Below are 25,300 nucleotides of genomic sequence, written 5' to 3'. Positions count from 1 at the left end.
TGCGGCCCGGCCCTTAAAAAACGGGCTGCGCGCCGGGGATAACCCTGGCATCCGAGGTGAATTTTCTTTATCGTCACCGCCCTTTGAAAATGCCCGAGAAATCAAAATGTTAGAAGCATCCCTCAGCCAATTGGAACAACTGGTCAGCGACCTGGTACAGCAGAATCAGGACCTACTGGGCAGCAACGAATCCCTCAAAGCGGAACTGGCCCGCGCCAAGGATGAAAATGACAGCCTGCAACTGAATCTGATGGAGCAGGAAGAAAAGCACGGCGCCACCGCCGCTCGCATCCAGGCGTTGGTTGAGCGTGTTAGCGCAGGGCCTGTCGGCGCATGAATGAAGGGATAAAGGTCGTTTCGATTCTCGGAGAGGATTACTCGATCAAGGCGCCGGACGGGGGAGATCAAACCCTGATGCACGCCGTGACCATGCTCAAGGCGTCCCTGGCCACCACCAAGAAAAAGTACCCGACCCTGATCGGTGACAAATTATTGGTACTGGCCGCACTGAACCTGTGCGCCGAGCAGATCGAAATGCAAAAGCACCACCAGCAGGAACTCGACCGTTACCAAGAGCAAGTCAGCGCCACGGTCGATGTGATTTCCAAGGCGATCGGAACGCCTTAGAACCACTCATCCTGCATCCCCAGGCACGTGTCATCGCGTGCCTCCAGAATCGCCAGTTCATGATGGCAGCTCGGCACTTCCCAGGTCAGGAAGTACCGAGCGGCCTGGAGCTTGCCTTTATAAAAGGCGACATCGGCCGCATTGCCCTTGGCCAACCCTTCCTCGGCGCGAATCGCCTGCTCCAGCCAGCGCCAGCCAATCACCGTGTGCCCGAATACCTTCAAGTACAACGCCGAATTCGCCAGGCTGCTGTTGACCTTGCCTTGGGCCAGATCGGTCAGCAGGCCAATCGTCACGCTTTGCAGGCGTGCCACCAGGTGTTCCAGGGGTTCTCGCAATGCCGTCAGTGATGAGTGTTCCTGAGCGCGCGCGGCGGTTTCGGCGATCAGGCGGATCAGTTGTTTCAACCCCGCACCGCCGTTTTGCGCGAGTTTGCGCCCGAGCAAATCCAGCGACTGAATGCCGTGGGTACCTTCATGGATCGGGTTCAGGCGGTTGTCGCGGTAGTATTGCTCCACCGGGTATTCGCGGGTGTAGCCATGGCCGCCGAGAATCTGGATCGCCAGTTCATTGGCCTTGAGGCAGAACTCCGACGGCCAGGACTTGACGATGGGCGTGAGCAAATCGAGCAATTCGTGGGCGTGCTTGCGCTCGGCATCGGTGGCCAGCGTGGTGGTGTCGTCGAACAGCCGCGCTGCATACAGGCCGAGGTCGAAGGCACCTTCCACATAGGCTTTCTGGGTCAGCAGCATGCGCTTGATATCGGCGTGCTGAATGATCGAGACCGGCGCGGTGCTCGGGTCTTTGCTGTCGGGCAGGCGCCCTTGCGGACGTTCGCGAGCGTACTCCAGCGAGTAGAGGTAGCCGGCGTAACCCAGCATCACCGCGCCCATGCCTACGCCGATGCGCGCCTCGTTCATCATTTGGAACATACAGCTCAGGCCCTGATGCGGTTTGCCCACCAGATAGCCGACACAGTTGCCGTTATCGCCGAAGTTCAGTGCCGTGGACGTTGTACCGCGCCAGCCCATCTTGTGGAACAGCCCGGCCAGCAGCACGTCGTTGCGTGCGCCCAGACTGCCATCGTCGTTGACCAGGAATTTGGGCACGATAAACAGCGAAATGCCCTTCACCCCGGCCGGTGCATCCGGCAACTTGGCCAGCACCATGTGCACGATGTTTTCCGACAGCGGGTGATCGCCGCCGGAGATGAAAATTTTATTGCCCTTGAGCCGATAACTGCCGTCAGCAGCGGGCTCGGCGCGTGTACGAATATCCGACAGCGACGAGCCGGCATGCGGTTCGGTGAGGGCCATGGTGCCGAAGAAACGGCCGTCGATCATCGGTTGCAGGAAGCGCTGTTTCTGCTCCTCGGTGCCGAAGCTTTCGATCAGGTTGGCGGCGCCCATGGTCAGGAACGGGTAGGACGTGGAGGCGGCGTTGGCAGACTGGAAGTGTGCGAAACAGGCCTGGGACAGCAACGTCGGCAGTTGCATGCCACCGGCTTCAAAACTGCGGGCGGCGTTCAGAAAACCAGCTTCGAGGAACGCGTCCACGGCGGGTTTCACTTCCGGGATCAGGATCGCCTTGCCGTCTTCATAGCGCGGCTCGTTTTCGTCGTTCTTGCGGTTGTGCGGCGCGAAAAACTTCTCGGCAATGCTGCGCGCGGTGCTGATGGCGGCGTCAAAGGTTTCACGGTTGTGTTCGGCAAACCGCTCGCGCTGAGTCAGGCCCTCGGCATCGAGGACTTCGTACAGCTCGAAAGCCAGATTGCGGGAACTGAGCAGCGTCTCGGACATGGCGGCTTACCTGTAGGGGAATAGGCCTGAGTCTAAGTGTGCGAATGGAGGCTGGATAGCAAGATTGATTTGCGTGATGGAAGGGCAGAACGAGAGAAGGGCGCTGCGAGCGCGGTCAATGTGGGAGCGGGCTTGCTCGCGAATGCGGAGTGTCAGTCACCCAATGTACTGACTGATTTACCGTATTCGCGAGCAAGCCCGCTCCCACATTAGTTAGCCGATGGTCATCAGGCTGGCGTTACCACCCGCTGCAGCGGTGTTAACGCTCAACGCGCGCTCGATCACCAGGCGTTCAAGGCCTATCGTGGTTTCACCCTGCGACAAACCATGCACCCCGACAATCGCCCCGCCACGCTGGGCCACTTGCTGGCAAACAGCGCGCAGTTGGTCGGAATCACCGTGGTGCAAGACGGCATCGAACACCACCTCGTCCTTGGTCCAATCAGCAACGCGCTTGATCTTCGCCTGAATCTCCCTTGGCAGGCGTGGGAACAAGGCCTTGGTCAGGTCGGTTTCCGGCCATACCGCCGAACCGCCGACGGCCAATACCGCCGCCAGTTGCGTCAGCAGGTCACCTTCCACTTCCGCCAGGCACAACACGTGCTCGCGGGGCAGGATGGCGTAGCTGTTGCGCTCGCCGGTCGGGCCGGCCAGTTGGCGGGTGATACCGCTTTGCGATTGCGCGGCGAACTGGCTGCACAGGGCGCTCAGGTCGCTGAACTGGTTGCTGTCGGCCCAGGTTTTCAGGGCGGTCAGTGGTTGGCTCATGGCATCGCGCAGACGCACGTCCGGTGCGGCCAGCTTGTCGCCACGCACGAAGGATTGCTCGATCGCATCGGTAGGACGTGTCGACAGCAGGCGGTACAGGTACAACGGCCCACCGGCTTTCGGGCCAGTGCCCGACAGGCCTTCGCCGCCGAATGGCTGCACGCCGACCACGGCGCCGACAATGTTGCGGTTCACGTAGATGTTACCGGCATGCACGTTGTCGATCACCTTGGCGATGGTCTCGTCGATGCGAGTGTGCACGCCCAGGGTCAGGCCGTAGCCGGACGCGTTGATCTGCGCGATGAGCTGGTCGATCTCTTTGCGCTTGTAGCGCACCACGTGCAGCACCGGGCCGAAGATCTCCCGTTGCAGTTCGTCGAAGCTTTCCAGCTCGATCAGGGTCGGCATCACGAAAGTGCCACGCTTGATCTCTTCGCCGTCGGCAATTGCCACTTGGTAAACCGCGCGGCCTTTGTCGCGCATGGCCTGGATGTGTTTCTCGATGCCGGCCTTGGCTTCGGCGTCGATCACCGGGCCGATATCCACCGACAGGCGCTCCGGGTTGCCCAGGCGGCATTCAGCCATGGCGCCCTTGAGCATTTCGATGACACGGTCTGCCGAATCTTCCTGCAGGCACAGTACACGCAGGGCCGAGCAACGCTGGCCGGCGCTGTCGAAGGCCGAGGACACGACGTCGATCACAACTTGTTCGGTCAGTGCCGAAGAGTCGACGATCATCGCGTTCTGGCCACCGGTTTCGGCGATCAGCGGAATCGGACGGCCCTGGGTATCCAGGCGACCGGCGACGCTGCGTTGCAGCAGGCGCGCCACTTCGGTGGAGCCGGTGAACATCACGCCTTTGACGCGATCATCACCCACCAGGCGCGCGCCGACGGTTTCGCCCTGGCCCGGCAGCAGTTGCAGCACGCCTTCCGGAATGCCGGCTTCGAGCAAAATACGCACGGCCTGGGCGGCCACCAGTGGTGTTTGCTCGGCAGGCTTGGCCAATACCGGGTTACCGGCCGCCAGTGCTGCAGCGACTTGGCCACTGAAAATCGCCAGCGGGAAGTTCCACGGACTGATGCAGACCACCGGGCCCAATGGGCGGTGGGCGTCGTTGGTGAAATCGTTACGGGCCTGCACCGCGTAGTAGCGCAGGAAGTCCACGGCTTCACGCACTTCGGCAATGGCGTTGGCAAAGGTCTTACCGGCTTCGCGAGCCAGCAGGCCCATCAGCGGCTGGATCTCGCCTTCCATCAAGTCGGCGGCGCGCTCCAGGATCGCGGCGCGTTCGGCGGGCGGGGTGGCCTGCCAGATCGGACCGGCGTTGATGGCGCACTGGATGGCGTTGTCGACGTCTTCGACGGTGGCTTCCTGTACATGGCCGACCACATCGCGCAAGTCGGATGGGTTCAGCACAGGGGCGGCGGCTTCATTGCTGGACGCGCAACCGAGCATCGGCTCGGCCTTCCAGTCGTTGTGGGCCGTGGCCAGCAAGGCGCAAGACAGCGACGCCAAGCGGTGTTCGTTGGCCAGGTCGATACCGGCCGAGTTGGCGCGGTCGCTGCCATACAGGTCGCGCGGCAATGGAATACGCGGGTGCGGCAGGCCGAAGCCGCCTTCCAGCGTCGCCATTTGCTCGATGTTGGCCACTGGATCGGCCACCAGCTCCTGAATCGAGATGGTGTGGTCGGCAATCCGGTTGACGAACGAGGTGTTGGCGCCGTTTTCCAGCAGGCGCCGCACCAGGTAGGCCAGCAGTGTTTCGTGGGTGCCGACCGGGGCGTACACGCGGCACGGACGGTTCAGCTTGCCATCGGAAACCTTGCCTACAACCTGCTCGTACAGCGGTTCACCCATGCCGTGCAGGCACTGGAACTCGTACTGGCCGGGGTAATAGTTCTGACCGGCGATATGGTAGATGGCCGACAGCGTGTGGGCGTTGTGCGTAGCGAATTGCGGGTAGATGACTTCCGGCACCGACAGCAGTTTGCGTGCACAGGCGATGTAGGACACGTCGGTGTACACCTTGCGGGTATAGACCGGGTAGCCTTCCAGGCCTTCAACCTGGGCGCGCTTGATTTCGCTGTCCCAGTACGCGCCTTTCACCAGGCGGATCATCAGGCGATGGCGGCTGCGGCGCGCCAGGTCGATGACGTAGTCGATCACATACGGGCAACGCTTCTGGTAAGCCTGGATCACGAAACCGATGCCGTTCCAGCCGGTCAGTTGCGGCTCGAAGCACAGGCGTTCCAGCAGGTCCAGCGACAGCTCAAGGCGGTCGGCTTCTTCGGCGTCGATGTTCAGGCCGATGTCATATTGCTTGGCCAGCAAGGTCAGTGACAGCAGGCGCGGGTACAGCTCATCCATCACGCGCTCGTACTGCGCACGGCTGTAACGCGGGTGCAGTGCCGAGAGCTTGATGGAGATGCCCGGGCCTTCATAAATCCCACGTCCGTGTGAGGCTTTGCCGATGGAATGAATGGCTTGCTCGTACGAGGCCAGGTACTTCTGGGCATCGTGTTCGGTCAGCGCGGCTTCACCAAGCATGTCGTAGGAATAGCGGAAACCCTTGGCTTCGAACTTGCTCGCATTGGCCAGGGCTTCGGCGATGGTTTCGCCGGTGACGAACTGCTCGCCCATCAGGCGCATGGCCATGTCGACGCCCTTGCGGATCATCGGCTCGCCGCTCTTGCCGATAATACGGCTCAGGGACGAGGTCAAACCCGCTTCGTTGTGGGTGGCGACCAGTTTGCCGGTCAGCAGCAGGCCCCAGGTGGCGGCGTTGACGAACAGCGACGGGCTGTTGCCCAGGTGCGGCTGCCAGTTGCCGGTGCTGATCTTGTCGCGGATCAGCGCATCGCGGGTGCCTTTGTCCGGGATACGCAGCAGCGCTTCGGCCAGGCACATCAGGGCCACGCCTTCCTGGGACGACAGTGAAAATTCTTGCAGCAGGCCCTGAACAATACCGGCACGGCCGCCGGCACTCTTCTGATTGCGCAGTTTTTCCGCAATCGAGGCGGCCAGCTTGTTGGTGGCTTCGGCCATTGCCTGCGGCAGGCGTGCCTGCTCGATCAGCATCGGCACCACTTCCGGCTCAGGGCGGCGGTAAGCGGCGGTGATCGATGCGCGTAGTACCGATTGCGGCAGGATGCTCTCGGCAAACTCCAGGAAGCACTGGTGGGCGTGGTCGGGCTGGACTTCGCCGGCGTCTTCAGCGTCCTTACTGCCCAAACCATTGAGCTCGGTCAGGGTTGCACCACCCTCAAGTTTCTCCAGGTAATTGAAAATTGCCTGCTTGATCAGCCAGTGCGGCGTGCGATCAATGGAGGTCGCGGCCGCCTTCAGGCGTTCGCGGGTCGGGTCGTCGAGTTTGACCCCAAGGGTGGTCGTTGCCATCTTTTTATCCTCATGGGTGCCACTACCGAGTGGCATCTGCTGGCGGCAAGATTAGCTTTGCCCAACAAGAGGTGCAACCGGGTGCAACCCTTTTGTTCAGGAAATTTTCGACGGTTCACAGGAAAAAATCCGGCCTTCAACCGAATCGGCTTCACCTTGGTGCATTTGCTTCTGAGATCGGCTGTTCTTGCTCCGAAAAGGAGCAAAAAAGAAGGGTTTTCGACGAATCACGCTAAGGTGCAACTTATTCTCAAGAAACTGGTTGCACCTTATTTGCTTTGTTGAATAGCATTCGCGGCCAAGGTGCAACCACCTTCAAGGTTCGGTTCATCGGCTGGCGGCTTTCCTGGGGAAACGTCAGTCATAAATGCGCGGCAACCAGTTACGTTTACTCACTGAACCAGTGGGTGGCGTCTGACAGACCGTCGCTACATAAAAACAAAGCCAGGGCGTCACTCTTATGAGCGTTAGTAATCCTACCCTGATCACGTTCGTGATCTACATCGCAGCAATGGTGCTGATCGGCTTCATGGCCTATCGCTCCACCAACAACCTTTCCGATTACATCCTCGGCGGTCGCAGCCTCGGTAGCGTGGTCACAGCCTTGTCGGCCGGTGCTTCCGATATGAGCGGCTGGTTGTTGATGGGCCTGCCGGGCGCGATCTACATGTCCGGCCTGTCGGAAAGCTGGATCGCCATCGGCCTGATCGTTGGTGCCTACCTGAACTGGTTGTTCGTGGCCGGCCGCCTGCGAGTGCAGACCGAGCACAACGGTGACGCCCTGACGCTGCCGGATTACTTCTCCAGCCGCTTCGAAGACAAAAGCGGCCTGCTGCGGATCATCTCTGCGGTGGTGATTCTGGTGTTCTTCACCATCTATTGTGCCTCCGGCATCGTGGCCGGTGCCCGCCTGTTTGAAAGCACGTTCGGCATGTCCTACGAGACGGCGCTGTGGGCCGGCGCTGCGGCGACGATTGCCTACACCTTCGTGGGTGGTTTCCTTGCCGTCAGCTGGACCGATACCGTCCAAGCCACGCTGATGATCTTCGCCCTGATCCTGACGCCGATCATCGTGCTGCTGGCTACCGGCGGCATCGACACCACGTTCCTGGCGATCGAAGCCAAGAACCCGGACAACTTCAACATGCTGAAAAACACCTCGTTCATCGGCATCATCTCGCTGATGGGCTGGGGCTTGGGTTACTTCGGCCAGCCGCACATCCTCGCGCGCTTCATGGCGGCGGATTCGGTGAAGTCGATTGCCAAGGCGCGCCGTATTTCCATGACCTGGATGATCCTGTGCCTGGGCGGCACCGTGGCGGTGGGCTTCTTCGGCATCGCTTACTTCTCGGCGCACCCTGAAGTGGCGGGGCCGGTCAACGAGAACCACGAACGTGTGTTCATTGAACTGGCCAAGCTGCTGTTCAACCCGTGGATCGCTGGCGTGCTGTTGTCGGCCATTCTGGCGGCCGTTATGAGCACCCTGAGCTGTCAGTTGCTGGTGTGCTCCAGCGCCTTGACCGAAGACTTCTACAAAACCTTCCTGCGCAAAAACGCTTCCCAGGTTGAACTGGTGTGGGTCGGCCGTGCCATGGTGCTGTTGGTTGCCCTGATTGCTATCGTTATGGCCGCCAACCCGGACAACCGCGTGCTGGGTCTGGTGAGCTACGCCTGGGCCGGTTTCGGCGCTGCGTTTGGTCCTGTGGTACTGATTTCGGTGATCTGGAAAGGCATGACCCGCAACGGCGCATTGGCGGGCATTCTGGTGGGCGCGATCACTGTGATCGTGTGGAAGCATTTCAACCTGCTGGGCCTGTACGAAATCATCCCGGGCTTTATCTTCGCCAGCTTGGCGATCTACGTCGTGAGCAAGCTGGGCGCACCGACTGCGGGTATGGTTGAGCGTTTTGATGCTGCGGAAAAAGACTACAACCTCAACAAGTAATTCTTCGGGCGTTTAGCGCCAGATGAGCTGAAAAAAGGCCCGCCATCCGTAGGATGCGGGCCTTTTTTTGCGTGCGATTTACGTCCGCGGCAAGAACATTCGGACGTGTGCGTGTAGGGCTTTACTGATTTTCCCAGGACGTGCTCAGCCGGGCGCAGCGGTGGTGCAGAATCTGGCGCCTACCCTTTGCAGAGAAACACCGGATGTTCGCTCCTGCCAATCAAAGTGCCTTTAACCTAACCCTGGATGGGGTTGCGTGCGACCTTAAAGTCTTTAGCTTCAAAGGTCAGGAGGCGCTCAGCCAGCCCTATCGTTTTGAGCTTGAGTTGGTCAGCGAGCAACCCGATATCGACCTGGAAAGCATGCTGCATCGCCAGGTATATCTGGGTTTTGATGAACAGGGCCATGGCGTTCACGGCCTGGTTTATCGGGTGGCCCAGGGCGATTCCGGACGACGTCTTACGCGCTACCAGATCAGTCTTGTGCCGCAATTGGCGTACCTGATGCACAGCAGCCATCAGCGTATTTTCCAGCACAAGACGGTGCCGCAGATTGTTGCGCTGGTGCTGGTGGGGCAGGGGATTCAGGGCGACCGCTTCGAGTTTCGGCTGAGCGGTCACTACCCGGAGCGTGAGTATTGTGTGCAGTTCGGTGAGACCGATCTGGCGTTCATTCAGCGTCTGTGTGCCGAGCTGGGGATTCACTATCACTTCCAGCATTCGCCCGAGGGGCACGTGCTGGTGTTCGGCGATGACCAGACAGTGTTTGCCCAGGCTGACCAGCCCACCCCGTATACACCCGGTTCCGGAATGGTGGCGGGCGCCCCGGCGATCAAACGGTTCGCGGTGCAATTGGAAACCCGCACGACGTCAGTGAGCCTGCGCGATTACGATTTCCGCAAGCCACGCCTGGCGTTGGAGAGCGAAGTCGCCGGCGAGGCGTTTCCCACGCTGGAGGAGCAAACCTACCCCGGTCAATTTTCTGATCGGCTCCATGGCAAATACCTCGCGCAACGTGGTTTGGAGCGCCACCGCCGAGACGCTCGCATCGCCCACGGCGAAGGCGATGAGCCGGCGTTGGTCTGCGGGCGTTTCCTCATGCTGAGCGGGCACCCACGTGAAGAATGGAACAACTTGTGGCTGGTGACGCAAGTAACCCACGAAGGTAAACAACCCCAAGTGCTCGAGGAGGCCGTGACTGAGGTCGAAGGCGGGGATTTTCGCCAGGGCTATCGCAACGAATTTATCGCTGCGCCGTGGGATGTGATCTTTCGTCCGCCCATGCCTGAGCAGCAGCGTCCGACCCTTGCGGGTTATCAGAACGCGGTGGTCACCGGCCCTGCCGACAGCGAAATCCATTGCGATGAATACGGTCGGGTCAAAGTGCAGATGGCCTGGGATCGCGACGGGGCGCACAACGACCATTCCAGTTGCTGGCTGCGCGTCGCCAGTGCCTGGGCCCATGACCGTTATGGCTCGGTGCTGATCCCCAGGGTTGGCATGGAAGTCCTGGTGGGCTTCGTCAATGGCGACATGGATATGCCCCTGGTGATGGGTTGTCTGCCCAACGCATCGACACCGGTGCCTCTGGACTTGCCGGCGGACAAGACCCGCAGCATTTTGCGCAGTCACAGCAGCCCGGGTGGTGGGGGCTACAACGAATTGCGGATTGAGGACCGCAAGGGTGCCGAGGAAATCTACCTGCGTGCCCAGCGTGACTGGACCCAGCACGTGTTGCATGACCAGCAGGTACAGGTTGATAACCTGCGCCGGGTGAGGGTCGGTGGTGAGTCCCATCATGAGCTTCAAGGCGAAGAGCAACGCATCACCCATGGCAACCGCCTGACCGAGCTCAAGCAGGACGATCACCTGGTAGTCGGCGGGTCGCAGCAGGTGCGGGCCGGTCGCAGCATTCAGATAGGCGCAGGGCAAAGCATTGTCATCGACGCGGGTGCCGCCGTTACGATCCAGGCCGGAGGGCAGTCGATCACGGTGTCGGCGGCCGGGATATTCAGCAGCGTGCCGATTCAGATTGGCGGTGCGCCCGGTCCTGCCGCTGCGCCGTTAATGGCGGGAATAAAAGAAAAACTGCTGGCGGTTATTCCCGCACCGTTGAGCCGCGTGCAAGTGGCCAGTCTGAAACGCAGCGCACCGTTTTGCGAAGAGTGTGAGCGCTGCAAGAACGGTCAGTGTGATATCACCCGACACCTTTAAGCTTTAATTATAAGGAATTGCCCTTATGCGTCACGCTTTGGCGCCACGCGCTTGGCTGGCTCAATGCCCTTTGCTACCCAATGAGCAGATGTTTGTGGTGCTGAGCGGAACCAGCGACGCCAAGCCCTTTGCCGCTTGGCAAACCATGGCTGCCGGCGTGCCGCCCCGGGCGATCTGGGCAGGCACAGCCTACGCGCAGTGGAGCGAGGTAATGCCTTATGTTGGGCTCATCGAGCCCGGCAGTCCCTTCCTCGACTGGGTCGCAACCACCGAATCAATGGATTGGGGCTGGCTGGCGGTTTCATCCAGCCCGCCTGTAACAGTGCTCGCGCACCTGCAAAGCTTGACCAAGGTGTTTGCGCACAATGACCAGGCAGTGTTTTTGCGCTTCTGGGATGCTGCGCAGTTTCTACCGATTGTGCGCAGCCTGGGTAACGAGACGGGGAGCGTATTGCCGGTGTTCCAGCGGTATCTGATCAATGGCCAACCGCTGACCGTTGCGACTGGGCCCGTCACCGCCGCCAAAGCCAGCCCTTGGTGGCGAGTGCCGGAATCGTTGCTGGAACACCTGGCAGCGCGATCGCCCCACGTGCTGATCGATAACCTGCTGCAATGGCTCGAGGAACAGCGCCCTGACCTGTACACCGCCTTTAAGCCGGCGACCTTGCGGCACAAGGTCGCCTACTTCGCGCGCAGGCCGGACATCAGCCATGAAGCGCTGGCCGATGACCTCGCCTCAGCGTTGAGTTGAACCCAATGCCTGCTGCAGGTCTTCGATCAGGTCCTCAATCGCCTCGATGCCCACTGACAGGCGAATCATCTCCGGCTTCACGCCTGCCTTGGCCTGTTCCTGCTCGTTCATCTGTCGGTGAGTCGTGGACGCGGGGTGGCAGGCCAGTGATTTGGCGTCGCCGATATTCACCAGGCGTTTGAAGATTTGCAGGGCGTCGTAGAAGCGCACGCCAGCGTCATAGCCGCCCTTTAAGCCAAAGGACAGGATCGCCGAGGGTTTGCCCTGCATGTATTTTTGCGCCAGTGCGTGGTGCGGGTGCTCCGGCAACCCGGCGTAGCTGACCCATTCCACCTCGGTGTGGCCTTGCAGGAATTGCGCGACTTTCAGCGCGTTCTCGGTATGGCGCTCCATGCGCAGGGCCAGGGTTTCCAGACCTTGCAGCAAAAGGAACGCGTTCATCGGTGCGAGGGCTGCGCCGGTATTGCGCAACGGCACGGTACGGGCGCGGGCGATGAAGGCGGCAGGGCCGAATTTTTCGGTGTAGACCACGCCGTGGTAGGCCGGCTCGGGTTGGTTGAGGCCGGGAAATTTCTCCGGGTATTGGGACCAGGGGAAGGTGCCGCTGTCGACGATTACGCCGCCCAATGAGTTGCCATGGCCGCCGACGTATTTCGTCACTGAGTGCACCACGATGTCGGCACCGAACTGGATCGGCTTGCACAGGATTGGCGTGGCCACGGTGTTGTCCACCATCAACGGGACGCCCCGGGCGTGGGCGACTTCCGCCAGGGCTTCAATGTCGATGATATTGCCGGCCGGGTTACCGATGCTTTCGCAGTACACCAGCTTGGTGTTGTCGTCGATCAGTTCGGCGATGGCTTCGGCAGAGTCGTTGCGGGCGAAACGCACATCGACGCCAAAACTCGGCAGCAGGTGGGCGAACAGGGTGTAGGTGCCGCCATAGAGTTGCGGGGTGGTGACGATATTGTCACCGGCGCGGGTCTGGATCGCGTAGTGGATCGCCGCGCTGCCGGCCGAAACGGCCAGGGCCGCAATGCCGCCTTCAAGCGCGGCGAGACGCTGTTCCAGCACATCGTTGGTAGGGTTCATGATTCGCGTGTAGATGTTGCCGGGTACGTCCAGGTTAAAGAGGTCGGCGCCATGTTGGGCGTTATCGAATTCGAAGGCGACGTTCTGGTAGATCGGCACAGCGACAGCCTTGGTGGTCGGGTCCGATTTGAAGCCGTGATGCAGTGCAATAGTGGCGTCTTTCATGATTGTTATAGACCTCCTTGGATTCATGGGTGCCCCCGAACACTGTGGGAACTGGCTTGCCGGCGATGGCATCACCGCGGTGTACGGGTAATACCGCGTCACTTGCATTGCGGGCAAGCCCGCTGCCATAGGTGGGATTAGACTGTTTTCTGCGGTGTGCCTGTGTTCGTGACATAAGCACCGCCCGACACGCAGCCCTGCACCTTTGCCCCTGTTGAAGGTAAACTTCGCCCCCTGCGCAGGAGCAACCATGAATTATCGTCACGCCTTTCACGCCGGCAACCACGCCGATGTCTTCAAACACCTGACCTTGACCCGCCTCATCGCCCTGATGTCGCGCAAGGAACAGCCGTTCGCCTACCTCGACACCCACGCCGGGATAGGTCTGTACGACTTGCAGGGCGACCAGGCCAACCGCACCGGTGAATACCTGGAAGGCATCGCGCGTCTGTGGGGTGAAAGCGATCTGCCGCCGCTGACCGCCGACTACATGCGCGTGCTGCACGAAATGAACCCGGATGGCCAGTTGCGTTACTACCCGGGCTCGCCGGAGCTGGCGCGCCGCCTCACGCGGCCCCAGGACCGTGTGTTGCTCAATGAGAAGCACCCGGAAGACGGCGTGCTGCTCAAGGACAACATGAAAGGTGATCGCCGGGTCAAAGTGCACCTGGGCGAGGGCTGGCATGTACCGCGTGCGCTGTTACCGGTGCCGGAGAAACGCGCACTGATGCTGATTGACCCGCCGTTTGAGCAACTCGATGAAATGCAGCGCTGCGCGGCGTCCCTCAAGGAGGCGGTCAGCCGTATGCGCCAGACCGTTGCGGCGATCTGGTATCCGGTCAAGGACCAGCGCATGTTGCGCCGCTTCTACCAGGACCTGGCTGGCACTGGTGCGCCGAAGTTACTGCGGGTGGAGTTGCTGGTGCATCCGCTGGACACGCCCAATACCCTGAACGGCTCGGGCCTGGCGATTGCCAATCCGCCGTGGGGGTTGGAGGAGGAATTGCGTGAGTTGCTGCCGTGGCTGTCCAAGAAGCTTGGCCAGACCCAGGGTGGGTGGCAGATGGATTGGCTCATCGCTGAGTAGTTATGAGCTACAAGCTACAAGCTACAAGCTACAAGTAAAACCCATCACTTGCAGCTTGTAGCTTGAAACTTGCGGCTTCGATCCTTAGATCGGGCACGTCACGCCTGTGCCACCGATGCCGCAATAGCCCTGCGGATTCTTCGCCAGGTACTGCTGGTGGTACGCCTCGGCGAAATACACCGTCGGCGCTTCGTCGATTTCTGTGGTGATGGTGCCCAGCCCGGCCTTGGTCAGCTCACTCTGATACGCCTGGGCGCTGGCCTTCGCCGCCTCCAGATGTTCAGGTTTGACCGCGTAGATCACCGAACGGTATTGGCTGCCGATGTCATTGCCCTGGCGCATCCCTTGGGTGGGGTTGTGCAGTTCCCAGAACATTTTCAGCAGTTCTTCATAGCTGATCTTGTCTTGGTCAAACACCACCAGTACCACTTCGCTGTGGCCGGTCAGGCCCGAGCAGACTTCTTCGTACGTCGGGTTCGGCGTGTAGCCGCCGGCGTACCCGACGACGGTGCTGACCACGCCGTCGCGCTGCCAGAATTTGCGCTCCGCGCCCCAGAAGCAACCCAGGCCGAAAATCGCGAACTCTACGTTGTCGACAAATGGGCCCAGCAATGGGTTGCCGTTGACGAAATGCATTTCCGGCAGATTCATCGGCGTTTCACGGCCAGGCAAAGCTTGTTCTTGAGTAGGCAGCACGTTTTTGTTCACCAGAATTTCCGAGCGCAAGACCATGATCAGTCCTCTCAGTCAGATTGAGTTATGTAATAAGACAGACAGCCAGTGTGCCCGAGTGTTACAGCGCTGTCAGGCGATTGGCCCGCGAGGATAGCGTTTAAGCTTCTCCAGCAGCTCTGCACCGGGGATCGGCCGGTCGAACAGGTAGCCCTGGCCCACATCGCAGCGGTGCCGGCGCAGGAACGCCAGTTGCTCGCAGGTTTCGACGCCTTCGGCCACCACCTTGAGCTTGAGGTTGTGGGCCATGGCGATCACCGCCGAGGTGATTTCCATGTCGTCCTGATTATCCGGGATTTCGTGGATAAAGCTGCGATCGATCTTGATGATGTCGATGGGGAATTTTTTCAAATAGCTCAGCGACGAGTAGCCGGTACCGAAGTCGTCCATGGCCAGGGTCAGGCCAAAGCTCTTCAATTGATCCAGCTGCAGGCGCGTGTCTTCGGTGGCTTCCAGCAGCAAGCCTTCGGTCAGCTCCAGCTCCAGCAGATTGGCCGGCAGCTGTTCCTCCTTGAGGATCGTGGCGATCGACGCCACCAGGTCCGGGTCGGAGAATTGCTTGGGCGACAAGTTGATCGCCACCTGCAAATTACCCATGCCGGCGGCGCTCAACTGCTTGCTCATACGACAGGCCTGGCGCGCGATCCATTTGCCTATAGGAATGATCAGGCCGGTCTCTTCCGCCACGCTGATAAATTGATCGGGGCGGATCATGCCCTTTTCCGGATGGTTCCAGCGTAACAGCGCTTCCATGCCCAGCAAGCGGCCGCTGCGCAGGCACAGCTTGGGCTGGTAGAACACGTCCAGCTCGTTCTGGGTCAGGGCGCGGCGCAGGTTGTTTTCGACGAACAGCTTGTAACTGGCCTCGGCATTCAGGGCCTCGGTAAACACCTGCACCTGGTGCTTGCCGTTGGCCTTGGCCTTGTGCAGGGCGAGCCCGGCGTTACGCATCAGGGTCTGCGGGTCACGGCCGTGTAATGGCGCGCAAGCCAGGCCCACGGAGCCGGTGACACTGATCAACTGGTTGTCGACGAACATCGGCTTGTCGAGGGTTGCCAACAACTGGCTGGCGACCAGTTGGCCACTCTCCAGATCAGCGTCGTCAAGCAACACCGCAAACTCGTTACTGGCAAACCGCGCCAGGCTGCCACCGGCACTCAGGCTGTTGCGCAGGCGGCGGGCCAGGCTGATCAGCAGCTTGTCGCCGGTCTGGTGGCCGAGGCTGTCGTTGATCCGCTTGAAGTTATCGATGTCTACCAGCAGCAGGCTGATCGGGCTGTCGCTGTCGCGGGCAAAGCGTTCATCAAGGTTGCGGATAAACGCCGGGCGGTTGCCCAGGTTGGTCAGGTTGTCGGTGTACGCCAGGCGTTCAATGCGTTGCTGGGCCAGCTTGGTCTGGGTGATGTCTTCGTAGATGCCGATGTAGTGGGTCAGCTCACGGTTGTCCCCATACACCTTGGAGATCGACAGCTGGCCCCAGTAGGGTTCCAGGTTTTTGCGCCGGCTCTTGAATTCACCCTGCCAGCTGTTGCTCTTGGCCAGGCTCGACGGCGCGTCGAATAGCAGTTCGCTGAGATTTTCCAGGGCCGGCAATTGCGCCAGGCGGTGGCCATGGACTTCTTCGGCGCTGTACTGGGTGATTGCGGTAAAGCTCGGGTTGACGTACTCCACCACGCCGTCACAGTTGACCAGCAAAAACGCGTTGGCGCTTTGCTCAACCGCACGCTGGAACAGGTGCAGCGCGCTGGTGGCGGTGCGGCGGTTGTGGTTGTTGATCACTTGCGCGAACTGGTCTGCCAGCTCGCCGGCAAAGGCGATCTCATCGGCCTGCCAGGCGCGTGAGCTGCCGCTCTGTTCCAGGCACAGCACGCCGATGACTTGGCCATCAACGCGGATGCTCGCGTCGAGCATCGCGTGTATATCCTTGGCGCGCAGGCTCTCGGCCATTTCCCGGGTGCGTGGGTCACGCATCGCATGGGTGGCGTCGATCGCGCGGCTCGAATGCAGGGCTTCCAGATAGTCCGGGAAACCACTGGCGTCGATCGCTTCGGGCAGATGATGCTGTTGGTCGGCGCGGTGGTAGGCCGAGATCGGCACCAGGCGCTGGCCCTCAAGGTTCCAGATACTCGCGCAGTCGATCTGGTAGATGTCGCACGCACTGCGGGTGATCAGCTCGGCGGCTTCTTGCAGCGAGTTGGGTGTGGTGTAGCGCTGGCGTGCCAGCAGCAGGATCAGCTCCTGTTGAGCGCGCACCCGTTCCAGGTGCTGCAACTGTTCCTGTTGGGCGCGCTGATTGAGCTCCAGTGCGATCTGCAGGCGGCTGTTCTGGTTTTCCAGGTCGGCGGTTGGCGCGGGGGCGGGGATTTCGCTGAACAGCCCGTCGACCACCATCAGGTAGCCGCGCACCAGGTGACGATTGTGTTGTTTGTAAGCCTCGCCCATTTCCAACAGGCTCAGGGGGCCGTCGCTGGTGTGCAGGGTGTAGCGCACCAGGTAATGCGGACTCTGGGTCAGTTGCTGCTGGATCGCGTCGTGCAGTTGATAGCGCGCCTGAGGTTCCATCAGGCTGGCGTAGGGGGTGCCGACCAACGCGCACAGTTCGACCGCCGGCAGGCCGAATTGGCGCTCGCAATTGGGGTCGAGGTACAGCAAGGCCCAGCTTGCCTCATTAAGCCGCTCGAAACGCAGCATACCGAGGCGCGAAGGCACCGGTAACTGCGTCACTACCTCGGCCGCCATACGGGCGACATCGGGTTGGCTTTTCATGGGGGAACTCGCTTGGAAAAATGCGCACTGCGCCGGGCTCACGCCCTCTTTACTGTCGCCTGCGGCAAGGTTGCATCATGCAGCACGCACTGACAAGAGAGGATGAAGGCTAAGTGCTATAAGGCTGTTATCGGCCGCGAGAGCGGTTTCTGCAATCGGGGTGATGGGTGGCGTATTGACGCAGGCGCGACACCTCTCGCGCCGACAAAAAAGCAGGCGAAAAAAAGCCCCGCCAATTGGCGGGGTTGAGGTACGAGCGTGGCGCTCGGAAATCGGTGCAGCAGGCCTCCCCGGTGAAAGGGAGGCCCGTTGATGCTTACAGCAGGATGGTGCGGATGTCGTTCAGCAGTTGGCTCAAACGCTGCGTGAAACGTGCAGCGGCAGCGCCGTTGATCACACGGTGATCGTAGGACAACGACAGCGGCAACATCAGCTTCGGCTGGAACGCTTTACCGTCCCATACAGGCTGGATAGTGGCCTTGGAAACACCCAGGATCGCCACTTCCGGCGCGTTGACGATTGGCGTGAAGCCAGTGCCGCCAATGTGACCGAGGCTGGAGATGGTGAAGCACGCGCCCTGCATGTCGTCTGCGGTGAGCTTCTTGTCGCGGGCCTTGGCAGCCAGCGCAGCTGCTTCGGCAGCGAGTTGCAGCAGGCTCTTCTGGTCGACGTTCTTGATGACCGGTACCAGCAGGCCATCCGGGGTGTCGACGGCAAAGCCAATGTTCACGTATTTCTTGCGAATGATCGCCTTGCCGCTTGGCGCCAGCGAACTGTTGAAGTCCGGCAGCTCCTTGAGCAGGTGCGCACAGGCCTTGAGCAGCAGTGGCAGCACGGTCAGTTTCACGCCGGCTTTTTCGGCCACGGCTTTCTGCGCAACGCGGAAAGCTTCCAGGTCGGTGATGTCGGCCTGGTCGAACTGGGTCACGTGCGGAATGTTCAGCCAGCTGCGGTGCAGGCTCGACGCGCCGATTTGCATCAGGCGGGTCATCGGCACTTCTTCGGTTTCGCCGAAGCGGCTGAAGTCCACGACCGGGATCGGTGGAATGCCAGCACCGCCAGTAGCGCCGCCGGCAGCCGGAGCTTCCTTGGCCTTCTGCATCATGGCTTTGACGTAAACCTGCACGTCTTCCTTCAGCACACGACCGTGAGGGCCAGTGGCCGATACGGCATTCAGCTCAACGCCGAATTCACGGGCCAGTTGACGCACGGCAGGGCCGGCGTGAACTTTGGCACCGCTTGGCGCAGGTGCGGCAGCCGCAGGGGCCGGTGCGGCCTCGGCTTTTGCAGCAGGTGCAGGGGCGGCAGCGGCCGGAGCCGCTTCAGCTTTGGCCGCAGGTGCGGCAGCCGGTGCCGGAGCAGCCGGGGCAGCAGCGCCTTGTACTTTCAGCTTGAGGATGAAGTCGCCAGTGCCGACTTCGTCTTCCAGCTTGACCGCAATGCTTTCCACCACGCCGGCAGCCGGCGAAGGGATTTCCATGGAGGCCTTGTCGGACTCCAGGGTGATCAGCGACTGGTCGGCTTCGACGGTGTCGCCGACCTTGACCAGCAGCTCGATGATCTTGGCCTTGCCCGACGAACCGATGTCCGGCACGTGAATGTCCTGAACAGTGGCAGCGGCCGGTGCAGCAGCCGGTGCGGCTGGAGCCTCGGCGGCGGCAGGCTTTTCAGCAGCCGGTGCAGGTGCAGCAGCGGCAGCAGGCGCTGCCGCAGGGGCCGCATCAGCGGCACCTTCGATTTCCAGCTCCAGCAGTTCGTCGCCTTCTTTCAGGCGATCGCCCAGCTTCACTTTCAGGCTCTTGACCATGCCGGCCTTGGGAGCAGGGATTTCCATGCTCGCCTTGTCCGATTCGAGGGTCAGGATGCTCTGGTCGGCTTCGACGGTGTCGCCGACCTTCACAAACAGCTCGATTACTTCACCTTCACCGCTGCCGATGTCAGGTACGCGAATGAGTTCGCTCACAAAAAATCTCCTCAGCAGTCCAGTGGGTTGCGTTTTTCCGGGTTGATCCCGAACTTGACGATAGCGTCAGCCACCACCTTGGGTTCGATCTCACCACGGTCAGCCAAGGCTTCCAGGGCTGCCAACACCACGAAATGACGGTCGACTTCGAAGAAGTGACGCAGCTTCTTGCGGCTGTCACTGCGGCCGAAACCGTCGGTGCCCAGGACTTTGAATTCCTTGGACGGGACCCATTGGCGAATTTGTTCAGCAAACAGTTTCATGTAGTCGGTAGAGGCGATCACCGGACCTTTACGGCCAGTCAGGCACTCTTCGACATAGCTCTTCGCAGGCTTCTGACCTGGGTGCAGGCGGTTGTTACGCTCGACCGCCAGGCCATCGCGACGCAGTTCGTTGAAGCTGGTAACGCTCCACACGTCAGCGCCGACGTTGAACTCTTCACGCAGGATCTTCGCCGCTTCACGGACTTCACGCAGGATGGTGCCGGAGCCCATCAGCTGCACGTGGTGCGCCGCTTCCTTGGTGTCTTCTTCGAGCAGGTACATGCCCTTGATGATGCCTTCCTCGACACCGGCCGGCATGGCTGGCTGCTGGTAGGACTCGTTCATCACGGTGATGTAGTAGAAAACGTCCTGCTGCTGTTCGGTCATCTTCTTCATGCCGTCCTGGATGATCACCGCCAGCTCATAGCCGTAGGTTGGATCAAAGGTGCGGCAGTTCGGGATGGTGGCAGCCAGGATGTGGCTGTGACCGTCTTCGTGTTGCAGGCCTTCGCCGTTCAGCGTGGTCCGCCCGGCAGTACCGCCGATCAGGAAGCCACGGGTACGGCTGTCGCCTGCTGCCCATGCCAGGTCGCCGATACGCTGGAAACCGAACATCGAGTAGAAGATGTAGAACGGCAGCATCGGCTGGTTGTGGCTGGAGTAAGAAGTACCGGCAGCGATGAAGGAGCTCATGGCGCCCGCTTCGTTGATGCCTTCTTCGAGGATCTGGCCCTTCTTGTCTTCCTTGTAGAACATCACCTGGTCTTTATCGACTGGCTCGTAGAGCTGGCCGACGGAGGAGTAGATGCCCAACTGACGGAACATGCCTTCCATACCGAAGGTACGGGCTTCGTCCGGGATGATCGGGACGATACGCGAGCCGATTTCCTTGTCCTTGACCAGTTGCGCGAGGATTCGCACGAAGGCCATGGTGGTGGAGATTTCACGGTCGCCCGAGCCGTCCAGGATAGCCTTGAGGGTATCCAGCGGCGGTGTAGGAATGTCGAAGCTCTTGGCGCGGCGCTGTGGCACGAAACCGCCCAGTGCAGTGCGACGCTCGCTGAGGTAGCGGGCTTCGGCGCTGTTTGGCTCCGGCTTGAAGAACGGCAGGTTCTCCAGCTCTTCGTCCTTGACCGGGATGTCGAAGCGGTCGCGGAACAGCTTCAGGCTTTCAACATCAACTTTCTTGGTGTTGTGCGCAGTGTTTTTCGCTTCGCCGGCACCGGTGCCATAACCCTTGATGGTCTTGGCCAGGATGACGGTCGGTTGTTCTTTGTGGTTGACCGCTTCGTGGTACGCCGCGTAGACCTTGTACGGGTCGTGGCCGCCACGGTTGAGTTTCCAGATCTCGTCGTCGGACAGGTCTGCAACCATCGCCTTGAGTTCAGGCGTGTTGAAGAAGTGTTCACGCACGAACGCGCCGTCTTTGGCTTTGTAGTTCTGGTACTCGCCGTCGATGACTTCGTCCATGCGACGTTGCAGGATACCGTCGACGTCTTTGGCCAGCAGTGGGTCCCAGAAACGGCCCCAGATGACTTTGGTCACGTTCCACTGAGCACCGCGGAACACGCCTTCGAGTTCCTGGATGATCTTGCCGTTGCCGCGAACCGGGCCGTCGAGGCGCTGCAGGTTGCAGTTGATGACGAAGATCAGGTTGTCCAGCTTCTCGCGGCCGGCCAGGGAGATGGCGCCCAGGGATTCCGGCTCGTCACACTCGCCGTCGCCCAGGAAGCACCAGACTTTCTGCTTGCCTTCAGGGATGAAGCCACGGGCTTCCAGGTACTTCATGAAGCGTGCCTGGTAGATCGCCTGGATCGGGCCAAGGCCCATGGAAACGGTCGGGAACTGCCAGAAATCAGGCATCAGCCAAGGGTGCGGGTACGACGACAGGCCGTTACCGTCCACTTCCTGGCGGAAGTTGTTCATGTGTTCTTCGGTGATGCGGCCTTCCATGAACGCACGGGCGTAAACGCCTGGCGAGGTGTGGCCCTGGAAGTAGATCAGGTCGCCGCCGTGTTCGTCGGTCGGGGCCTGGAAGAAGTAGTTGAAGCCAATGTCATACAGGGTTGCGCTGGAAGCGAAGCTGGAGATGTGACCGCCCAGGTCAGAATCTTTCAAGTTCGTGCGCATTACCATCGCCATGGCGTTCCAACGTACCAGCGAGCGAATGCGGCGTTCCATGAACAGGTCGCCAGGCATGCGTGCTTCGTGGGTAACGGGGATGGTGTTGCGGTATGGCGTAGTGATGGCGTAAGGCAGTTGCGAGCCGCTGCGGGTCGCGAGTTCGCCCATACGGGTCATCAAATAGTGAGCACGGTCTTCGCCTTCTTTGTCGAGAACCGATTCCAGGGCGTCCAGCCATTCCTGGGTTTCGACGGGATCGAGGTCTTGCATGGCTTGCTCCAGGGCGGAAAGGCTACCAGAATCGGTTGCCTGAAGTTTGCGACTGGCCTTGTGGGCAGACGACATAAATTCTTGGATGGCCGAAGGTTGCTTCGGCGTCCTGTAGTTTTACTACAAATCGTCGGCCATTTCAGCCTTTCGAATGTATATACGAGTAGTAAAACTACACAAGACTGAGCGGATTGCTCGGTCTGGCTGGTGAGCATAATCGTTATTGTTGATCTTTTGCGAACAAGAAAAGGTGAAAGTTTGATGTTGCCTGCCAAGATTAATTTAATTTCAGCTATTTATAACCTTTGTTCGACAGTCCTTCACCGAGCGTGGTTCTTGCGTTCACAGCAACAAGCCATTTACGCGCCGATCAAGGATAGACCATGAGCCTTCCAACACTCGCCGAATTACCGGCCATTCTGTTGCCTTACGCCAGCCGGGCCGAGCAGTCATTTCGTGACGCAGTGGCCGCGCTGGACGACGATCATGGCCTTTCTGCGTGGACGCCGCAACGGTGGGCCGACTTTGCCCGGGTGTGCGCCGCCAGTGATTTCGTCATTGAACAGAGCGTTCGTGACCCTTTGATGTTGCTCGAGCTGGTGGCCTGGGGCGAGTTGGACCGGGGTTTCGCGCCCGGCGAACTGTGCGGCCAGATCGCTGGCGCTGCGCAACAGGCCGAAACAGAAGATGAACTGGGCCGTGTATTGCGCCGCCAGCGCACGCGCCAACAAGTGCGCATCATCTGGCGCGACCTGACCCGACAAGCGGACTTGGTGCAAACCTGTCGCGACCTCTCCGACATGGCTGACGCTTGCATCGACCAGGCCTACCAGTGGCTGTATCAGCGCCACTGCGTACAGTTCGGCACACCTACCGGCCGGCGCAGCGGCGAAGCTCAGCACATGGTCATCCTCGGCATGGGCAAGCTCGGTGCGGTGGAGCTGAACCTGTCTTCCGATATCGACCTGATCTTCGCCTACCCCGAAGGCGGCGAGACGGTGGGCGTGAAGCGCGCGCTGGATAACCAGGAGTTTTTCATTCGCCTTGGTCAAAAATTGATCAAGGCCCTCGACCCGATGACCGTCGACGGTTTTGTATTCCGTGTCGACATGCGCCTGCGGCCATACGGCTCGGCCGGCGCGTTGGTGCTCAGTTTCAATGCGCTGGAACAGTACTATCAGGATCAGGGCCGCGACTGGGAGCGCTACGCCATGATCAAGGCGCGGGTAGTGGCCGGTGACCAGGTTGCCGGTGCGCAGTTGCTCGACATGCTGCGCCCCTTCGTCTATCGGCGTTACCTGGATTTTTCCGCCATTGAAGCGCTGCGCACCATGAAGCAGTTGATCCAGCAGGAAGTGCGGCGCAAAGGCATGGCCGACAACATCAAGCTGGGCTCGGGCGGCATCCGCGAGGTGGAGTTTATCGCGCAGGCGTTCCAACTGATCCATGGTGGCCGCGACCTGAGCCTGCAACAGAGGCCGTTGCTCAACGTGTTGGGGACCCTGGAAGGCCAGGGCTACCTGCCACAAGCCGTGATCGCCGAGTTGCGCAATGGCTACGAGTTTTTGCGTTACACCGAACACGCCATTCAGGCGATTGCCGACCGGCAGACGCAAATGCTCCCGGACGGCCCGGAAGACCAGGCGCGTATTGCCTTTATGCTGGGCTTTGCCGACTGGGCGGCATTCCATGAGCGCCTGATGTATTGGCGTAGCCGTGTGGACTGGCATTTCCGCCAGGTGATCGCTGATCCCGACGAGGAAGACGGCGAAGAAAGCGAATTGGTTGTGGGCGGTGAGTGGTTGCCGCTGTGGGAAGAGTCCCAGGACGAAGAGGCCGCGTGCCGGCAATTAGCCGAAGGTGGCTTTACGGATGCGACCAAAGCGCTCAAGGCCTTGGCCAGCCTGCGTGGCAGCCCGCAATTGCGCGCCATGCAGCGCCTGGGCCGCGAACGGCTGGATGCTTTCATTCCGCGCCTGCTGGCCCAGGCGGTCGAGCACGCCAACCCGGACTTGGTACTGGAACGCGTATTGCCGCTGGTGGAGGCCGTCGCCCGCCGTTCGGCCTACCTCGTGCTGCTGACCGAAAACCCCGACGCCCTGCGCCGGCTGTTGACCCTGTGCGCCGCCAGCCCGTGGATCGCCGAACAAATCACCCGCTTCCCGCTCCTGCTCGACGAACTGCTCAACGAAGGCCGCCTGTTCAAGCCGCCGTTGGCGCCGGAACTCGCCGCAGAGCTGCGCGAGCGCCTCACGCGCATTCCCGAGGATGACCTTGAGCAGCAAATGGAAGCCCTGCGCCACTTCAAACTGGCCCACCGCCTGCGTGTCGCGGCTTCGGAAATCGCCGGCAGCCTGCCGCTGATGAAAGTCAGCGATTACCTGACCTGGCTCGCCGAGGCCATCCTCGAACAAGTGCTGGCCCTGGCCTGGCGCCAGACCGTGGCGCGCCACGGCTCGCCGCAGCGGGTGGACGGCAGCCTATGCGATCCTGGGTTTATCATTGTCGGTTACGGCAAAGTCGGCGGGATCGAATTGGGGCATGGTTCGGACCTGGACCTGGTGTTTATCCACGACGGTGACCCGCAGGCGGAAACCGACGGTGCCAAGCCGATTGACGGCGCGCAGTTTTTTACGCGTTTAGGCCAGCGCATCATTCACCTGCTGACGACCCAGACCAACTCGGGCCAGTTGTATGAAGTGGACATGCGCCTGCGGCCTTCGGGCGCGTCCGGTTTGCTGGTGAGTTCGCTGGGGGCGTTTGAGCGCTATCAGGAAAATGAAGCCTGGACCTGGGAGCATCAGGCCCTGATCCGCGCTCGGGTGCTGGTGGGCAGCCAGGATGTGGGCCATGCGTTCGAACAAGTACGCGCCAAGGTGCTGGGGCGTGAACGGGACTTGGCGAAACTGCGCCAGGAGGTCAGCGAGATGCGCGCCAAGATGCGCGATAACCTGGGCACCCGGACCACGGCGGCCGGTACCGGCGCCAATGCCTTCGAGCCCACGGCGGCGTTCGACCTCAAGCAGGACGCCGGAGGTATCGTCGATATTGAATTTATGGTGCAATACGCCGCTTTGGCGTGGTCTGCGCAACATCCATCGTTGCTGCGCTACACCGACAATATCCGCATTCTGGAAGGCCTGGAGCAGGTTGGGCTGATGCCCGCCGCCGATGCCCATCTGCTGCGCGAGGTGTATAAGGCCTACCGTTCCGCCGCGCACCGCCAGGCCTTGCAAAACGAGGCGGGCACAGTGGCCGGGGATCAGTTCGCCGACGAACGGCGCCAGGTGATGCGAATCTGGCAAGCGCTGGGGTTAAGCTGATACTCGACTGATA

At 60.7% G+C, this 25,300-nt stretch carries 14 protein-coding genes; 7 read left to right on the top strand and 7 right to left on the bottom strand.

The window, feature by feature from the left end; translation table 11 throughout:
- Positions 1–106: 106 nt before the first annotated feature.
- On the top strand, positions 107–337 hold the full coding sequence (locus ACDZ94_RS06255; protein ID WP_038844376.1) for a hypothetical protein: 231 nt from the start codon (positions 107–109) through the stop codon (positions 335–337).
- Entirely contained in the window at positions 334–627 is a 294-nt protein-coding gene (locus tag ACDZ94_RS06250; protein WP_053253988.1) for a cell division protein ZapA, read from the top strand. Before ACDZ94_RS06255 ends, ACDZ94_RS06250 begins: the two co-directional genes overlap by 4 nt.
- On the opposite strand, the gene ACDZ94_RS06245 is transcribed toward ACDZ94_RS06250, so the two are convergent.
- Both ACDZ94_RS06245 and putA read right to left on the bottom strand, forming a co-directional pair.
- A complete protein-coding gene (locus ACDZ94_RS06245) occupies positions 624–2,426 on the bottom strand; it encodes an acyl-CoA dehydrogenase (RefSeq protein WP_262666843.1) in 1,803 nt (600 codons plus the stop codon). The genes ACDZ94_RS06250 and ACDZ94_RS06245 overlap by 4 nt on opposite strands.
- Positions 2,427–2,639: 213 nt before the next feature.
- Positions 2,640–6,593 carry a trifunctional transcriptional regulator/proline dehydrogenase/L-glutamate gamma-semialdehyde dehydrogenase gene (putA, locus tag ACDZ94_RS06240; protein WP_221293754.1) on the bottom strand — a complete coding sequence of 1,318 codons (3,954 nt, stop codon included), beginning with the start codon at positions 6,591–6,593 and terminating at the stop codon, positions 2,640–2,642.
- A 460-nt stretch (positions 6,594–7,053) separates the two neighbouring features.
- Between putA and putP the strand changes: the two genes are divergently transcribed.
- From putP to ACDZ94_RS06225, 3 genes are all read left to right on the top strand, one after another.
- Positions 7,054–8,538, top strand: a complete 1,485-nt coding sequence (putP, locus tag ACDZ94_RS06235; RefSeq protein ID WP_262666845.1) for a sodium/proline symporter PutP — start codon at positions 7,054–7,056, stop codon at positions 8,536–8,538.
- A 203-nt stretch (positions 8,539–8,741) separates the two neighbouring features.
- Positions 8,742–10,751: a type VI secretion system tip protein VgrG gene (locus ACDZ94_RS06230; protein WP_432751210.1), complete on the top strand. Its 2,010-nt coding sequence runs from the start codon at positions 8,742–8,744 to the stop codon at positions 10,749–10,751.
- Between the two features lie 25 nt (positions 10,752–10,776).
- Positions 10,777–11,502, top strand: coding sequence for a DUF4123 domain-containing protein (locus tag ACDZ94_RS06225; protein ID WP_432751209.1), 726 nt, complete (start codon positions 10,777–10,779; stop codon positions 11,500–11,502).
- On the opposite strand, the gene ACDZ94_RS06220 is transcribed toward ACDZ94_RS06225, so the two are convergent.
- Positions 11,488–12,759, bottom strand: coding sequence for an O-acetylhomoserine aminocarboxypropyltransferase/cysteine synthase family protein (locus tag ACDZ94_RS06220; RefSeq protein WP_432751208.1), 1,272 nt, complete (start codon positions 12,757–12,759; stop codon positions 11,488–11,490). The genes ACDZ94_RS06225 and ACDZ94_RS06220 overlap by 15 nt on opposite strands.
- Positions 12,760–13,009: 250 nt before the next feature.
- On the opposite strand from ACDZ94_RS06220, the gene ACDZ94_RS06215 reads away from it, so the two are divergent.
- Positions 13,010–13,846 carry a 23S rRNA (adenine(2030)-N(6))-methyltransferase RlmJ gene (locus ACDZ94_RS06215; protein ID WP_064450351.1) on the top strand — a complete coding sequence of 279 codons (837 nt, stop codon included), beginning with the start codon at positions 13,010–13,012 and terminating at the stop codon, positions 13,844–13,846.
- Between the two features lie 84 nt (positions 13,847–13,930).
- Here ACDZ94_RS06215 and msrA read toward each other — a convergent pair whose 3' ends face one another.
- From msrA to aceE, 4 genes are all read right to left on the bottom strand, one after another.
- Positions 13,931–14,578: a peptide-methionine (S)-S-oxide reductase MsrA gene (gene msrA / locus ACDZ94_RS06210; protein ID WP_064450352.1), complete on the bottom strand. Its 648-nt coding sequence runs from the start codon at positions 14,576–14,578 to the stop codon at positions 13,931–13,933.
- A 72-nt stretch (positions 14,579–14,650) separates the two neighbouring features.
- Positions 14,651–17,344 (bottom strand): putative bifunctional diguanylate cyclase/phosphodiesterase, encoded by a 2,694-nt coding sequence (locus tag ACDZ94_RS06205; protein WP_064450353.1) that lies wholly within the window; start codon positions 17,342–17,344, stop codon positions 14,651–14,653.
- Positions 17,345–17,660: 316 nt separating this feature from the next.
- Positions 17,661–19,307, bottom strand: a complete 1,647-nt coding sequence (gene aceF, locus ACDZ94_RS06200; RefSeq protein ID WP_432751207.1) for a dihydrolipoyllysine-residue acetyltransferase — start codon at positions 19,305–19,307, stop codon at positions 17,661–17,663.
- Between the two features lie 11 nt (positions 19,308–19,318).
- Positions 19,319–21,964, bottom strand: a complete 2,646-nt coding sequence (aceE, locus tag ACDZ94_RS06195; RefSeq protein WP_064450355.1) for a pyruvate dehydrogenase (acetyl-transferring), homodimeric type — start codon at positions 21,962–21,964, stop codon at positions 19,319–19,321.
- Between the two features lie 383 nt (positions 21,965–22,347).
- Here aceE and glnE point away from each other — a divergent pair, with 383 nt between their 5' ends.
- Complete coding sequence (gene glnE / locus ACDZ94_RS06190) at positions 22,348–25,287, top strand: bifunctional [glutamate--ammonia ligase]-adenylyl-L-tyrosine phosphorylase/[glutamate--ammonia-ligase] adenylyltransferase (RefSeq protein ID WP_064450356.1); 2,940 nt, start codon at positions 22,348–22,350, stop codon at positions 25,285–25,287.
- Positions 25,288–25,300 lie beyond the last annotated feature (13 nt).

This window comes from Pseudomonas sp. UBT, from assembly GCF_050915955.1.
Taxonomy (GTDB): Bacteria; Pseudomonadota; Gammaproteobacteria; order Pseudomonadales; family Pseudomonadaceae; genus Aquipseudomonas; species Aquipseudomonas antarctica_A.
Note: the sequence above shows the minus strand (reverse complement) of the source record. Positions and strands in the feature narration are given on the sequence as shown.

Coding starts and splice junctions, on each gene's coding strand:
- ACDZ94_RS06255 (WP_038844376.1), top strand. CDS start 107: ATGTTAGAAGCATCCCTCAGCCAATTGGAACAACTGGTCAGCGACCTG.
- ACDZ94_RS06250 (WP_053253988.1), top strand. CDS start 334: ATGAATGAAGGGATAAAGGTCGTTTCGATTCTCGGAGAGGATTACTCG.
- ACDZ94_RS06245 (WP_262666843.1), bottom strand. CDS start 2,426: ATGTCCGAGACGCTGCTCAGTTCCCGCAATCTGGCTTTCGAGCTGTAC.
- putA (WP_221293754.1), bottom strand. CDS start 6,593: ATGGCAACGACCACCCTTGGGGTCAAACTCGACGACCCGACCCGCGAA.
- putP (WP_262666845.1), top strand. CDS start 7,054: ATGAGCGTTAGTAATCCTACCCTGATCACGTTCGTGATCTACATCGCA.
- ACDZ94_RS06230 (WP_432751210.1), top strand. CDS start 8,742: ATGTTCGCTCCTGCCAATCAAAGTGCCTTTAACCTAACCCTGGATGGG.
- ACDZ94_RS06225 (WP_432751209.1), top strand. CDS start 10,777: ATGCGTCACGCTTTGGCGCCACGCGCTTGGCTGGCTCAATGCCCTTTG.
- ACDZ94_RS06220 (WP_432751208.1), bottom strand. CDS start 12,759: ATGAAAGACGCCACTATTGCACTGCATCACGGCTTCAAATCGGACCCG.
- ACDZ94_RS06215 (WP_064450351.1), top strand. CDS start 13,010: ATGAATTATCGTCACGCCTTTCACGCCGGCAACCACGCCGATGTCTTC.
- msrA (WP_064450352.1), bottom strand. CDS start 14,578: ATGGTCTTGCGCTCGGAAATTCTGGTGAACAAAAACGTGCTGCCTACT.
- ACDZ94_RS06205 (WP_064450353.1), bottom strand. CDS start 17,344: ATGAAAAGCCAACCCGATGTCGCCCGTATGGCGGCCGAGGTAGTGACG.
- aceE (WP_064450355.1), bottom strand. CDS start 21,964: ATGCAAGACCTCGATCCCGTCGAAACCCAGGAATGGCTGGACGCCCTG.
- glnE (WP_064450356.1), top strand. CDS start 22,348: ATGAGCCTTCCAACACTCGCCGAATTACCGGCCATTCTGTTGCCTTAC.